Source organism: Mucilaginibacter metallidurans, assembly GCF_003286435.2.
GTDB classification, from domain to species: domain Bacteria; phylum Bacteroidota; class Bacteroidia; order Sphingobacteriales; family Sphingobacteriaceae; genus Mucilaginibacter; species Mucilaginibacter gossypii.
Window position 1 is genome coordinate 5,794,656 of the sequence record NZ_CP043449.1, and the last position, 15,028, is coordinate 5,809,683.

A 15,028-nucleotide genomic window follows, 5' to 3' on the forward strand; every position below is an offset into this window, starting at 1 on the left:
TTTCTGTTATGAATCTTGGCCATGAGATATAAAAAACTCACTATTACCGTAGCCTCTTCGTCATTAACCTCTATGCCGTTTCTAGCAAGCAACGCAATTGCCTTTCTATTGGAAATCTTCTTATCTGTAAAGTCCATTTACTTTTCACATTATTCTGTTTGCAACCAATATCCTCGAAAGCGCAACATTAAGGCCAATAGAGACCTCACTTTTCTTAAGGTCTATGTCCACAGGAGGAAAAAAACTGACCAATTGCTTTTATCGGCCGTATCAAGACTATCAAAGCCTCTAAATATGTCGATCGAGGATCTGAGATCAAGCTTTCGTTGTTCTTCGATGGTTCTAAGTTTGGTGGCAACGTTACAAAGTTCTCTCTTTATGCCGTCAGTAATCCTCCGAAATTCACTTTTCATTTCGCTGTAGTCGTCATGTTTCAATATGTTCTCAACAAACAGTTTCCTCGCTCTGGAGAGCAATGTCTCCTGCTCGCCTAATTGGCGTCGAAGCGCCTGCCTTTCATAAAGAACCTCCAACTTATGTGCATCCACATTCCAGTCTGCAAGAATGATACTGAACAGATCATTTACCCTTTCCGACAGTTCCAATTTCTGGGGCTGGTCCCTATAACTGTAGTTTAGTTTATCCGCTCTAACTCTTGCTCTACACCCTTTCCGACAGTGATAATAGGCATACTTTCGTGTATTCCCCTGAGAAAAACTCCCGGTAAGCTTTTTGCGGCATAGCGGACAGACTAGGAAACCAGCAAGAAAAAAAGCTGACCTGAAATCGCCCCTTATAGTACTAACCTTTCTTTTGGTATTAATGACATCCTGTACCTCATAGAAAAGGGTTTCCGGTATTAGCGGCTCGTGTATTCCTTTTATCATCACTGTTTCCCCATTTCCGAGCTTCAGTGGTATCAGACCACAGTAAACAGGGTTACGGATAAGTTTGGAGAAATTTGAGCGTGTACTTCTTAGTCCTTTATTCACCGCCATCTCGCATAAGTCCCCGATCTTATACACATTCTTAGCAAGCTGACGAAACACCCATCTTATAATCCCGCCTTCGGGCTGTTTTGGCACTATAATCTTACGGCCATCCAATGACGACATGTTCACATACCCTACGGGAGCCTTATTGGGATACCTGCCCATCTCTTTGGCTTTTCTGATTCCATTCAAGGTATTCATGGCACGCCTCGTGTTTTCCGCCTCTGGAACAGAGAGGTAGATGGCTAACATCACAGAGCTCTCGGGAACGGAAAGGTCTATCTGCTGATCAATGGCCATTGCCGACACATTGAGCTTTCTGAGGATGCCCAGCATTTCGTATGCATACTGGATATTACGGCTGAACCTGTCCCATTTGATGAATAGAATGTTGTTTTCTTCCCTGGCCCTGCCTTTTCTCAGTTCGGACACTAGCCTCTTCCATTCTGGCCGGTTAAAGTCTTTTGCAGAGAAGTCCTCTCGATAGATACCCTTAACATAGATATTATTCGATTGACAATATTTGATCAATCGATCTTCCTGTTCGGGCAATGAATAGCCTCTTCTTTTTTGTTCGTCAGTGCTTACACGAACATATAAATAAGCTGATTTCATAAACTTATTTTTTCAATATCTAACGAAAAAAGAAACGTATGGGTATCAAAAGTATGGAAGGAACCGTGATATCTACAATAGCCTGCATGCACCCTTGAAAATGTTATATTTGATGCAGCTGGCCGCAGGGGCCGGCAGATACGTTATCAAAATTTGCGCAGCACAACGTACGTGTTGAGGGTGGATATTCCGCTGAAATTGATAAAAAAACAGGAACTGACTTAGTAGATATTTTGATAAGCCTCCATGTGGTCGAAGCCGAGAATGCTCAGATTCAGGCCGTCCTCCGGATTCATGTTTAGATTGATCCAATAAAGGGTTTGCTGTGAGGTGTCCCCTAAATCCTGCAGGCCATGATCCTGGTTGATCAACCAGCTGCGCCCGGTCCAATAGCTTTCTTGTTCGATATTGTCGATCTCATGAGGTTGTAATTCCTCGTAACCGGTATCATCCGGCCCGTAGATTTTTAACAGGGCGTCAACGAGGAGGATGACATCCCTGATTTCCCAGGTATTGTCGGTTTGATAGTTGACGAGTAAAGACTTTACGTTGGTTAAGGAACGCTCGGTTCCCAGTACCCTGATTTTAACGGTGTTAAAAATCCGTAATTCGGGTGGGTCAACATGGAAAACGTAATCGGTGAATTTAACCTCGCCGTTTTCGATAATGGGTATCGAAAAGTTTTCTTCTGTCCCGAAAAGCTCGGTGATATTGTGTTGGAGTAATTGCAGTAAGGTGCCTTTGTCACGGATTTTGACATCCGCCACTTTTTCGGGCCTGTTGGTTACGCTAAACAGCAGTTGCCCCAATGGCTCGATCTTGTAATTGAGCACAAACCCAAAACGTCCGGCAGACCAGTAATGCCAGATTTCATCGTTCGGCCCGTCATATTTTTTTTGGGCGATCGATCGGATCTTTTGCAGGTCCTCGAACGATGAAAAATTGGGCTGATGGTGTATGCCCTGGCCAAAATGAGTTTTGAGTTCCCGGTATAAAGCCGCCACCTGATCGGCGTCGAAAGAAGTTTGGTTAAACATCAGCCTTAATTCACCGTCGTCGTGATGTTTAATAACGAGGCTGCCGAACAAATTAAAAAAAGTATGCCCCAATACGACTTCGACCTGGTTGACCCCGATGGCGACATCGCCCGGATTATCTAAAATCTGTTGCTGCGTTGCCCGGTGAAGCTGGTGCGCTTTGATCTGCAGCACGGACAAATAGTCCCAGGGCTCGTTATTGATGGAGTTAAAAAAGGTTACTAATGTGGTGGGACGGTTTTGGTTGAATAATCGCTCGAACATGATAAGGTGTGTGATAAAATGCTTTTTTAAAATTAACTAAATATTTATTGCGATACTAATTGCCGCTGGTTCCATTTTGCTGAAATATTTGTTCATTAATGTCCAGCACTTTTTTCATTAACGTATCCACTAATAATGATGTTGGCACTTGCGCTTTAGTGTTAAAGATTTGCTCATATAAAGGAGCCAGGATTTCGCAATCGGCTTTTTCTGTTTCTTCCAATTGGCTGAGCAAGCGGTCAACTTTATGCCGGTAATCCTGTTCTAATGCATCGAACCATTGTTGTTCCACCGGTTTTGCCGGATCAAGAAAAGTCCGGTATTGCTGCAGTTGCCATAACGCGGTGATCGTTTTTGAAAAATCCTGCGTAAGGTTCATTCCGGAAATATCCGGCATGAATACACCGGGAAGCAGAGCGACTGTTTCCGGTTCTAAATTTATAGGAATGGGATTACCAAATTCGCTGGGTTCAAATTCACCGGTATCATTCAGGTTAAGCAATTTTTCGAGGTACGTTTGCTGTACCCTGACACCTCCGGAGGCTTTCCCTTCCCTGACGATGATCAGATCGTAAGTGAGGATATCCAGGCTCGACAAGGGCACCAGTGTCCAGATCATTTCGAACAGTTGATTTTCCATTTCCACCGGATCTTCCGGTAAGCCGATGACGCCGATCGCCGCAGTCCTGCCGTACTCGTCCTCATTGATCGCGCTTGGTGGCAGGAAGTTGTAAGGGCTTTTTTCGCCGATGATTCTTAAACCCTCCTGCAAGATCAACAGCCTTTCGGTCTGATCATTTGCCCACCAGCTGCTCACCGCGGCTTTGGCAGCGTTAACGGACGTGTCCCGGAATTTTTCAAAATATTCAACGGTAGCCCGGAGCCGCCAATACCAGGTTGTTTCTTCATTTTCCAGTTCGTTCAGCGTGAAATAAGTATTGTTTTCACCGGAGATATCATGAAAACCCCGCTGCGCATTCGCCAGTTTCAATACCATCTTTCTGAGATTGATGAGGGTCAAATGTTGGTTGGGTTCTTTCAACACCAGCAGGGAGAACTGATTGATGAAATTCTGACTACCGAGTACCCATTCATCGATTTCTCTGTATTGCTTTTTGAACAACGCATCTTCCTCGCGATTACTCTGGTCGGGAAAACGTTTCCGGATGCGGATCATGGTCAGCGCCTCGTTGCTGACCTGTATCAAATGCTGGACTGCCGGCTTTTTCCTGGCCTCGTTATTCTCGATTAAAAACTCAACGAACTGCGTACAGCGCTTGGTAAATTCCAGTAATGTTTTTCGCAGCGCGATAAATTCGTTTTGCCAGTCATAAACCGATTCCGCTTCATAATTTTTGAGAATTGTCCTTGACCAGGTCTGATTGATCTGCACTTCAAATGGATCGAAAAGGTTTTTTGCAGGCATCTCCTTATGCGCATCCGTCCGGGTGACCTTAAATATTTCTTCGTTTGGAAAGGGCAGATAAATCAAGTCGGTGTGATATTCGTCATAGTCCGGAAAAAAGGAATGGAAAACTTCGATCCTCACGACACTTTGTTCATTTAATTTATTCTTGTCGGGATCATGTACGTATTGTAAATGCAGGTTATTGCCCTGCTCTTCCACGCTTACGGTGTCCGTGGCCCTTTTAAGCCAGCTGAAGATGGCATTTTTATGCAGGGTCGTAAAGCTTTTGTAACGCACCGGCTGTGTTGCCCTAAAGTAGTAAAACAGTTCATCAGCCGCGGCCAGATCCATGCCTTCCAGGGCATTCAGCAGATCAACTTCTGTGATATTGACGCTTAATTTGTTACTGTGTTCTACTTTATCGATCCACTTGAGCAATCTCGATAGGCCTTCGCGTTCGCTGATCTCTTTTTTACCCAGCGCGGTTTCCAGCAGCCGGATGAACGAAGCAACGTCACTGTTCTGGAAATTGTATTTGCTCAAAGCCCTGAGGTTATCCAGGAGCGTCGATGGGTTCTTGTACTCGTCGCCAAAGCTTTCCAGCAGCCTGGCGATCATGTTGAGCTGCATGAAAGGTAAGGTATCCGCTATAAAAACTTCAAGTCCGCCATTCTCAAATACTTTATCAAATGTTTCCTCATTTTTTTCCCAATAAAGCTGCGGTTCTCTTTTCATCAGTCCGTCGATCACCGCTACCATATCGATCAGGCGTTTGCATGCTATGATTTCAGCGGTGTTTTTTAGGAATTGTTGCTTATCGCTCACATGGTCCAAAGCACCGACGGCGAACTGGGCGTAATATTCCGGCCCGATGATGCCGAGCAGGCTCATCAGGCTATCCTCAGCCGCTACATATTCATGTAATAGTTTGACCAAATGCGCAGACCTCACCGGGTGCAGACCTTCCACATATTGTTCACCAAATTTGACGAAGTATTCGAGCTCAAGTTCTTTCAACAATTCGCCCCGGTCACCACTAATGCCCGTCGTGTCCTGGATATGTTTCAGCAAAGTTTTACTTTTCAATCTGATGCCTAGTATGTCGGCAAAACCGATCATCCGGAGCAGCTCTATTTTCGCCGCGCTGTCCCTTTCCCCTGCGTTCAGTTTTTTGATCTGGGCGGTTAGTCGTTCCGCAATCATTTCCCCCTTGGTCAGCAAATAGGTAAATTCGATGAGTAAGCCTTTTTCCCTGATCTGTTCCCAGGAAGTTTGCCAATTTTTATTACCCACGTGGACTTTTTTCTTTTCCTTCAACTGCTGATAAATGCTTTTCGCCTCGTCTTCTTTCAGTGCAATATTGGTGATCTGGATATTTATTTTGGACAGGTCGTTACTGAAGGAATACCAGTCCTCTTCCCTTGCGGTCAGCAGAAATTTTACTGGAAAGGCCGTTAATCGGAGGACAACCGCCGTCCAGTGCTGTAACTGCTGATCAAGGCCGTCGAGAACGATCAGCGGCGATTCGCCGATTTGTACCCGGCTTTTGATAAAGTCCACGATGGGTTCGGTATATTCTGCTAGTTGAGCATGGAGTAGCTGATAAACTGTATATTTTGGCGACAGGTTGAACGCTGTCTGCCAGGCCAGCGTCGATTTGCCCTGGCCGCTGGACGACTTGATCAAAGCGACATCAACGCTTTCCAGTTGTTCCTGCAAATGCCGTTCCCACACCGGACGCCGGGCCGGGAGTTGCGATGCAATGTGTTCCGGCCGAGCAGCCTTGCCATCAAAGTAAGCAGCGGCATCGGTGTTGGTATCGGGCAGGAACTTTACCGGGACAATCCACCCATTAACGACGGCCTGGTTGATGGGTCCCTTATAAAAAGCGTCCGTAACTTGTTGCATCGCCTGCCGGAAAATGCGGTGATTAACGCTTGACCGGTCCTTTGACCATTCTAATGCGAGGTAGAAAATGCTTTTCAGGTATTGCAGTTCTGTGCCGGGGTTAACCTTGTATTTATCCAGCAGCAAACTGACGGAGCGGGTGAACAGCATTTCCGCAGTTACTTTCTCAAACGAAACCCTGGCAAGGAAGTCCTCCAACCGGAAATCTGGGATATCTTTGGCAAGGGCACCGATCTTTTGCTGCCAATAATCGAGGGAGTTGCCCTTTAATTTCTGGGCCACCAGGCTTTCCAGGTTGCCGGCAGCAATGTTCATATTGTAAACGAACCTGAACTTGTAAGCTTTGTCGAGCCTGTAAACCTCGAGGAAATTCCGGAGCACACCCATTTCTACAAAACCCGCCGCATCCAGCGAATTGATCGAAGACTTTAGTTGTATGAGTTCCTGGCCGTTTAAATCTAACCAGCCTTTGTTGAGATCGATATCTTCCAGGCCTTCCAGTCGAACCCCCGCATCCGAATATTCCCCGGCAAATTCTTTGAGCAAGGTATAGGTGGCATAAAGGGTTTGATAAGTAATACCGCTGATATTTATCGCACCTCCGGTACGCTTATCGGCAATTGCGTTCAGGTTATCAATTGGCAGTTTCGTTGCAGCTGCGACAGGTTGTGCAGGTTTCTTTTTGTGCTGTTTTTTGCTCATTTTAGGTTAAGCCGGATCCGGTGTTAACAAAGATAAGTACACTTGCGCCATAAAAATAATCTGAAGTAGCGCACATAGGCTTTCAATCTTAAAACAAAACAGACCTGCTGATGGCAGGTCTGTTTTGCCCTTATTTGGATTGCAGGGACTTTATCTTCTCACTCAGTTCAGTTAGTCCTGCCTTCTTCAACCAATCATCGAAGGCTTTCCCCTTAAACAAAATCGATATTATTACCTAAAACAGTGATGATTTCGTCTTCGGTAATTACATTAGGTACTGCTATACAAGCCAGTAATTCCGGCCTTGATAAAGCAACATAAATCATCCGTTGCTTTTCACTTGGCAAACCAACGGGTTTGCTGAAATCTTTTAAGGACAATCGGGCAGCCGTGCTATCCTCGCTCAGCACCAATAAGACCGATTGAAAAGTCATGCCTTTTACTTTATGTATGGTGCTGACCGGATAAGGCACATTGGCTGCGGGTGATAGCAATGATTTAAGGTTCTGCTGATAAAATGCCTGCCCTTTTTGTTTAAGCCCTAAATTGACGCTGATTTTGAATATAGCCAGAACATGATCAGTGACCTTTTGAGTCCAGTCTTTTAACGTATTATTTAACGACGGCATGCCCCGCAAAAAATCAAATAGCAGGATATTTAAGCCTGTATCAATTTTGAGCTGATCCCGCTGGTCTCGCTTTTGGCGGTGGGTGCCAGCCGGGATTTGGATCTCAGCAAGGAACATTCTGATGGTGCCTACTGCCCCTTTGGTCTCGCCCGCGTTGAAATAGGTTTGAGCCTCTATCAATGTTTTTGCCGCACCGTTTTTCCAGGGTTCTTCCGAAGATGGCTTAGCACCGAACATCTCCAGGTGAGTAGTCCCTCTGACAAGGATATGATTTTTTAGTTCCGGGTCAATTAACGTTTCATAACGGGCTATCAGGTCATCAAGGTCGGCCGGATCATAGCGCAGGACTTTTACCTGGTGGTCACTGGTATGCTTGCAGGTCGATACTATATTTGTTTCAGCTGCATCGCGGAATAAGCTATAGGTGTCGATGATTTTTTGAGAAGTGCGGCGGCAATCTTTAAGCCTGAACGGTTGCCAGTTCGCGGTATCCCGGAACCGGTCTAAAAAGAGATCTGGACGGGCTTCACGGAATTCATAAAGACTTTGATACGGATCGCCGACATACTCGATATTCGATAAACCCGCGGACGCTAACAAATCCAATATAGCATATTGTATTTCGGAGGTATCCTGCGCTTCGTCTATGATAATATAGGGAAAGCGCGCAATCAGGCTTTTGGCAATCTGCGGGTGCTTTTTTAAAAGCTTATAAGCGATATAAGTGGAGTCGTCGTTGTTTAGGTAACCATTGTTTATCTGCCATGATTTAAAAGCTTTGCCGTACTGGATAAATGTCGTTGTATCGACCGTTTGCGGTTTGGGTATCGTACCTTTCCAGGTGACCGTGCCGTCCATTTCGATTTTAAGTTTGGACGGTGCGAGGATTTTGGTAAGCGGCTGCTTTGATACCGCCTTGAAATTGCCAAGGTTCGTCTCATCAAGAAATGAAACCACGTTCATAATGATCGGGCGTTGCGTGGGTTTTCCTAAGAGGTAGTAAAAAGGAAGAGTGATATATTGGTTGACGAAGCTGTCCAATGTAGCCACTTCATGAGGGTAGTCGAAGTGGCTGCCGGTCAAGCGGTGAAACTTCTCCGCAATTTCTTCTTTGGCGACATTGGTAAAAGACAAACAGGCTATACCTGCAAAGTCACCGTAGGCAGCGGCACATTCTTTGCTCAATTCGGTCAATTTATAGGCAACCGCCGTGGTTTTACCACTGCCCGGACAGGCATTAAGGACTATTTTGCCCCTGGCTTCCAGGTAAGGCCTGTTATCATCGTTGATCTCGAACTCCATCATCAAATCGCATGTTTTACGGCTTTACAGATATAGTCAGGCACAACGAAATTGACCTTTTCCCCGGCTGCCGCAGCCCTGATAAGCTCTTCATCTAACGCAAGCGAGAAATTCTGAGCAAATTCCGCCTTTGCGGGTAGCGCCTTCCATGCCAGGATCGCAATCTTCTGGCGTTCGGGAAGGGTCAGGCCGGGGTTGGGTAGGGTATTAACATACCCGTCGATTATCGCTATTTTCCTTCCCTCAATCGTCCGTAGATATTTGATGAAAAAGTTATCTGCGAGAGCTTTTTTATCGGCTGGAATATTGGCAAGCGCGATTTCATATTCAAGGGTTTTAAACGCAGGGAATAATTTTACTTCCGTGGTATGCGCCTGCAGCGTTGACCGGAGGTTGCCCATGCGGTTGCCAATACCGGCCGCATAGAGCTTTTTATGAAAGCCGTCCAGGTTTTTGTAACTGGATGCGGTTAGGTTTTTGAAAGTGTTTTTCACTTTCGCCAACCGGTCATCATCGGTAATAACCGACCCTTTGTGCATCAGCTTTTTATCCGGGTTGATGGAATTGAAAAGATGGATAAAAGAATAAAAGGAAAGGCCGTCGACACTCACAATCTCGCAACGGTGGTCATCCACCTTTGATTCAAGGATGTCGGCAAAAGCCCGGATGAGTAATTTTTCAGAAATACCTTCAACAAATAAGATCCCCCGCGCATAAAACAACTGGCTTTTGGTGACATCGAGATACCGTTCAAGTTGCTTTTTCCGCTTGAGAAAGTCTGCATCTGTTAAAGTGATTTTTTTTGTGACCTGTTCAACGATATTTTCCGACGCCCGATCCTTAAAGCATCCCCCGATGTTTACCGCCGAGCCCTTAAGCACGATGATATTATCTAGCTGTGACTTCGAAGTGAGCGTTGGTGAATGGGTGGTAATAAACAACTGGCAATTAGCCGGTGCGCTGGCATTTTTAAGAAAGTTATAGAGGTTCAACTGAAGCTGCGGATGCAAATGTGCTTCCGGTTCTTCAATCAGCAGTACAAAGTGCTGGTTGGCGTTATCCGCCAGCCGCTCTTTGATGTCGCCGAGGATGATCGCAATATAGATTAGGTTATTAAACCCAAGGCTGTTTTGATAAAGCTGAAAACCATCATTCTCCAACAGTTTTTTGTCATGTGGCAAATAAGGCTTGATGACATTGACGATACTTTCGATTTTTGATGATTCCTCTATACGGAGCCCAATTTGATTATCCTGTGAAATTTTAAAAATATCGTCAAGATGAAGGTTTACACCTGTTCTGGTTGACAATACTTCGGGCCTTTTCAGAAGTTCAGTATTAGCGTCTTTAATGATTTTCTGGAACTCGGCCTCCGTTTTGCCTCGCTCTACCAAACGCTTGATCACTGAGCCCAGCACATTGGTTTTAATGTTTAGCAGGTCAGTCGTGCTGTCGCGTAACGCGCCGAGATAATAATGTTGGAAGATCTCAAAAGATCCGCTGTCTGCTTTCTGTTCCTCGGTAGCACCCGTGTAGTAAGAAAACTTTGGATATCCTTTCGAACGGCGCTCGTAAATCAAGGTGATCTGCGCATAATCATTTTTTGAATCCACCGGGTCAACCACCAGATATTCATATAAAGCGCCTTTTTCTGTGCCGGTTAACCCGCGAAAAATATATTTGATTACGATCTGACTGGTTTGATTGCCGGTTTTGCTGTCGATATAAAAATCATCATTCGCGAGATAGATATCCTTTCGTGGGTTACCGAGATTATATAGTAATCTGATGGCGTCGATGACCCCTGTCTTGCAGCATCCGTTTTCACCTATAATAATACTTATGTTGGGGTCAAAAGGAACCGTCAGCGATGAAATACCGCGATAGTTTTTGATTTGAATGCATGCTAAATACACAGACGGACAATAGATTAGGTTGTTTATGCAAGTTTATGAAAAAATATATATAATAACTTATATATGGAAAAACCATTTTGATTGACCCCTCTTCGCCAATTTCGGCTGCATTCCTAACTACTTGGTTAGAATAATCGAAAGTGGTCAAAGTTAAATCGGCCAACAGGAGTCAATATATTGTGGTTTATCCAAGTTTATTAATAATCAGATATAACAATATTCGTCATTTAGCGAACGCAAGTGGAGAAAATCTTTAAGGATTGTATAGTAAGCCGGTAGGTTATGTCACTTGGGATGTAAGATTAGTTTTAATCAGTTGGGTGTAGAATTGAATAATTTTGTTGGGTATGGTTTCAAGCTCTTGAAGTAGTAATAAAAGGTCTCTTTTCTTCAAGAAAAGTTTTTTTATAGCGAGCGCAAATAGGAATTCGAGGATGGCTTCCCCTTGTTCCTGTTCGTAGTATTTAAAAATCGTGACTATGATTTCCCTGACTTGTGCTGAAAGTTCGTCGCTGATCGCATAGTTAAGTTCGTTTTTCTTCGCGCCCCTAAGTATAGAGGCCTGGATAATACCATCATTGAAACGATTTAAATTCTCCGGCGCTATCACGTTCCGTACAAACATGGATTGCTTCAAGGTGTGACCGCCATTAATATAACGGAGCCGGTTTATGACATAAGCGATGGTAAAATAAACATCCGACTGGCTCACATTTTTCGCATAGTCAGGCTTGCTGAAAAATGCTGAATTACGGCGTATTTTGAGCGGCTCAGTGCTTTTTCTTGGAAATACCCGCGGTAAAAAAATGTCATTATGAATGCCGCGAATATCATCTGAATAACCATTTTCGATCGTCTTTAGTCTCAACCTGAGAAATTTCAGGATGTCTTCGTCATCCACTTCAGCAATTTTCGCCTTTAAAAATTCCACTTCTGTCTGCCACGCGTTTTCCAGCGAAAGGTTAGAGCAATGAATTTTTTCCACTTCAACGAAGGAACTGTTCTCACTGCCATATCTGCCATATTTCAGATTGGTTTTTAAAAAAGAATAAGTCTCAGGTGTGGGGCTCCTGTTTATACCAATGAAATAGATGATACGGAGATCGTAATTACGAAGCGCCCGGCTTAGATAAAGTAAATTTTTTCCATTTGAAATGCAGGAGCCTACAATAACAATGCTGCCGTTTGCACTTTTCTTAACAGTTTTAAACTCATTCTGGCTAATCATTTCAGGCTGTTTATCACTGGCATAATTGGCGATAACGGCATTGTAGATATAACCCGCGAGTTTTTTTGACGACGTATCATTGAGATAAAGAATGTATTTCAGGTTACTGGGTACAAATTGGTGGATATAAGCATCTAACCTGGTTTTATAGTTCTTTAATCTTTCCTCAGTTATACAGTCAATCACATGACCGTAATCGATGTAAATCTCATATTTCTTGGATGACTCATCTCCCGTTTCCTTGTAGTTGACTTTCAAAAATGAAGATTGCCCCTGTACAGACATGAACTGGTTGACAAACGGGCCGATTGTAGACAAGTCCATATCCTCCGCCCGGATACGTATACTGTTCACCTTCGGTTTTTCGAGTAGGAAAACATCTCCGGCAACTTCAACTGCAAATGAATTTTCCTTGCATAATGAGCACTGTTCAGCATCAGGGGTGTGAAACTTTTCTATACCATTTGGATTCGCGTCACTATGTGTCAAATTACAGACCACTTGTTCCAGCGTGGCTTCACTGGGTTTTCTGTTTTCCAGGAAATAGAGGATTACCAAATTATCTTTTTTGATCTCGCCGTGTGTCCGCAGGAAATAGTCCAGCATGCCGCCGGATGTTGAGGCGGAAATAATGATGAAGTTATTTGCTTTGAGGGTTAGGCTTTTGTTGTTATATAAACCTTCATATGATCTAAAACTAACGATTGGATAGACTTTTTGATCCTGACCGTCCCTGAACCTGTTGATCAGGTCGTTTAAGGCTAACGCTACGGAATTGATCGAGGAGGTATCGCAATATATTGTCTTATATAAATCCGGGTCGAAGAACGGTAAGAGGCTGTGCGCAACGAAGAGAATTTCTGAACTATAGATCAATACGTTCGCCACCCGTAAAAACCGGTCACTATGTTTTCCGGAGGGAAAAACAAAATGATGGTGTTTCCCGGCGGCAGTGACCAGGCCCTCGTTTTTAACAAAAATCTCTTGCAGACCCTTATGAATATATTGTTTGCTGAATACACTTAAATCCGGATAAGGCTTCGCATCTTCATGTTGTAATTCACTAAGCTTGCCCCTACCATCAAACGCCAGTATATGTAGGTTATCATAAAATGATGCTTCTTCAATTTGCGGGACATAGCGAAAGATCGCTTCCTTATTGGCAAAAATGTCGCTGGCCAGGTTCTCCATATAGTTTCCCCCGATGACGATTGTCTTTTCAGTCTGGTAATAGGCCTGGTAATAATCTTTCAGTTCCTCTTGTAATGCATATACATCGACCTGTAAACCCGGACAAAATATGGCTGTAGCGCTTACCTGCCTTCCTCTGGACTTATACATTAAATTGAAAATGCAGTAGTTTTTCATTTGGTATAAGGTTTTATAGACAAAGGGTACAGGATACTGATGTTACTGCCGGAAGAAAATGGCGTAGTGGTAAATTCGTCAGGTTTTTGAGTGTACCAATCGTTCAACTCCACCATTCGGAAATCCTGTTTCTGTAATTCCTGGTAAGGTGATTCGATCATATTCCGGTAAAGGCAATACTTGTCAGTTTTTATTCTTAAAAAACCTTTTTTATCCAACGTACGCAGTATCCTGTCGAGACCTATCCCTTTTTTGTCTTTGAAAACCCCGGTATCAGATGTTTGATTTTTGATGAGACATTTTTTTATGATCTCGATATCGTTAAGCGGCTGAATATCATCATCCCTGAACTTTCTGACAAAACCAACACCACTGTCAAAAACAGATATTTCGATAAAGTAAATTTGACCCGTTTCGTTTGTCTGAAGCGTCGTGTCATCGCTGAAATACTGGTGTATCGGTTTATTCTTTTCATAGTCGCTTAATAATAACGCCCTCGTTTTTTTGTAAAAGCGAATATACAGCCCCCGTACGTTTGGCGATAGCGGCAGCCCGTTCTCATCAGTTTTAGCCCATTCGAATGTATTCTTCATCAGCTCGTATATAATGGCCGCGATATCATTGAATATTGTTAGAAATTCATTCTTGTTCTGGTTACTGTATTTCAGGACACTATTTATGACCGGTAGCCGCAGGCTATCCAGCAAGCTGATCTCGCTGGTCGGTGATTGATTTTTTGTTTCGAAAAATGGCAGGATACCGTTGTTGTTAGAAAAATGGTCCAGGTTGACCAACAATAGTTTCTCGCCTTTGAGCGGTAAGATGCGCCGCATTTTTAATATAAAATCGTTTTGATAGTCGCGTAATACAGGGCGCATATTCAACCCTTCCAGATTAACTATTTGTATATCATTCCACGCCAGCGCGACGATAGGGAAAAAGAATTCCTCTTCATACATCTTTTGAATCGCCAGCGGCTCGTTTGTTAGATCGACTAAAAGTTTCCCGTAATAATCCGTACGCAACCAGCTCGCAGCAAACTGGATGAGGCTAGATGTAATGGAAAAAAAACTCTTGCTAACCTGAGTGGGTAGTTCTAAATCCAGTTTTTCCGATGCATTGTTGAAAGAGTTAAGTTCTTCGTAATACCGGTCAAAGTCTGAAAACCGAAGTGTTTGTTTAATTTTAATTACTGGCATTTGATCCGAAGTATTCAAAGTATAAACATAATAAAAATTTGATGATTATATTTAGGCTATAGCTTTGCTATGTCCTTAAGGAATGTTGTGATGGTCGTTGTAATTACATAGATATCCTGAGTAGGAAAAAATCATATCCAACTCAGGAAAATCGAAGAACTTCTTACAGAGTCAGCGGAATTGATCAAACTTGGCCATTAGAGTCCGTAAAGAGTCGCCATTGCGTAATTTTTATATTAGATATGATAACAGAATAAATGGAAGAAAAGGATAATATAGAGTTATGTTAAACCATTAACAAAGGATAACTGAACATCATCTTGTTTTAGAAGTTTATTGAAACATTGATTCACTTTCGTAAATAAAACCTTTATTTAAAATGGTTAGTAGTCTCAATAATTTTCTTTGCATCTACGATAGCCTCGATATCGCTATGAAAGTTAGAACTTTTGCCGCTTCC

Annotated in this window: 7 protein-coding genes; all 7 read right to left on the reverse strand. The window is 43.4% G+C overall.

Going from position 1 to position 15,028, the window contains the following annotated elements:
* Positions 1–221: 221 nt before the first annotated feature.
* The gene (locus DIU38_RS24695; protein ID WP_208057733.1) at positions 222–1,607 is read right to left on the reverse strand and encodes a recombinase family protein; all 1,386 of its coding nucleotides are present in this window, start codon (positions 1,605–1,607) and stop codon (positions 222–224) included.
* A 221-nt stretch (positions 1,608–1,828) separates the two neighbouring features.
* Positions 1,829–2,908 (reverse strand): hypothetical protein, encoded by a 1,080-nt coding sequence (locus DIU38_RS24700; protein ID WP_112653007.1) that lies wholly within the window; start codon positions 2,906–2,908, stop codon positions 1,829–1,831.
* Positions 2,909–2,963: 55 nt separating this feature from the next.
* Positions 2,964–6,926: a P-loop NTPase gene (locus DIU38_RS24705; RefSeq protein ID WP_112653008.1), complete on the reverse strand. Its 3,963-nt coding sequence runs from the start codon at positions 6,924–6,926 to the stop codon at positions 2,964–2,966.
* Positions 6,927–7,138: 212 nt separating this feature from the next.
* Positions 7,139–8,860 (reverse strand): UvrD-helicase domain-containing protein, encoded by a 1,722-nt coding sequence (locus tag DIU38_RS24710; RefSeq protein ID WP_112653009.1) that lies wholly within the window; start codon positions 8,858–8,860, stop codon positions 7,139–7,141.
* Positions 8,860–10,773, reverse strand: a complete 1,914-nt coding sequence (locus DIU38_RS24715; protein ID WP_112653010.1) for an ATP-dependent nuclease — start codon at positions 10,771–10,773, stop codon at positions 8,860–8,862. Before DIU38_RS24715 ends, DIU38_RS24710 begins: the two co-directional genes overlap by 1 nt.
* Positions 10,774–11,053: 280 nt before the next feature.
* Complete coding sequence (locus tag DIU38_RS24720) at positions 11,054–13,369, reverse strand: hypothetical protein (protein WP_112653011.1); 2,316 nt, start codon at positions 13,367–13,369, stop codon at positions 11,054–11,056.
* Positions 13,366–14,568, reverse strand: coding sequence for a hypothetical protein (locus DIU38_RS24725; RefSeq protein WP_112653012.1), 1,203 nt, complete (start codon positions 14,566–14,568; stop codon positions 13,366–13,368). Before DIU38_RS24725 ends, DIU38_RS24720 begins: the two co-directional genes overlap by 4 nt.
* Positions 14,569–15,028: the final 460 nt, after the last annotated feature.

Bases quoted from the DNA above. Each gene is read 5' to 3' on its own strand.
- DIU38_RS24700 (WP_112653007.1), bottom strand. From the start codon at position 2,908: ATGTTCGAGCGATTATTCAACCAAAACCGTCCCACCACATTAGTAACC.
- DIU38_RS24695 (WP_208057733.1), bottom strand. From the start codon at position 1,607: ATGAAATCAGCTTATTTATATGTTCGTGTAAGCACTGACGAACAAAAA.
- DIU38_RS24725 (WP_112653012.1), bottom strand. From the start codon at position 14,568: ATGCCAGTAATTAAAATTAAACAAACACTTCGGTTTTCAGACTTTGAC.
- DIU38_RS24705 (WP_112653008.1), bottom strand. From the start codon at position 6,926: ATGAGCAAAAAACAGCACAAAAAGAAACCTGCACAACCTGTCGCAGCT.
- DIU38_RS24720 (WP_112653011.1), bottom strand. From the start codon at position 13,369: ATGAAAAACTACTGCATTTTCAATTTAATGTATAAGTCCAGAGGAAGG.
- DIU38_RS24710 (WP_112653009.1), bottom strand. From the start codon at position 8,860: ATGATGGAGTTCGAGATCAACGATGATAACAGGCCTTACCTGGAAGCC.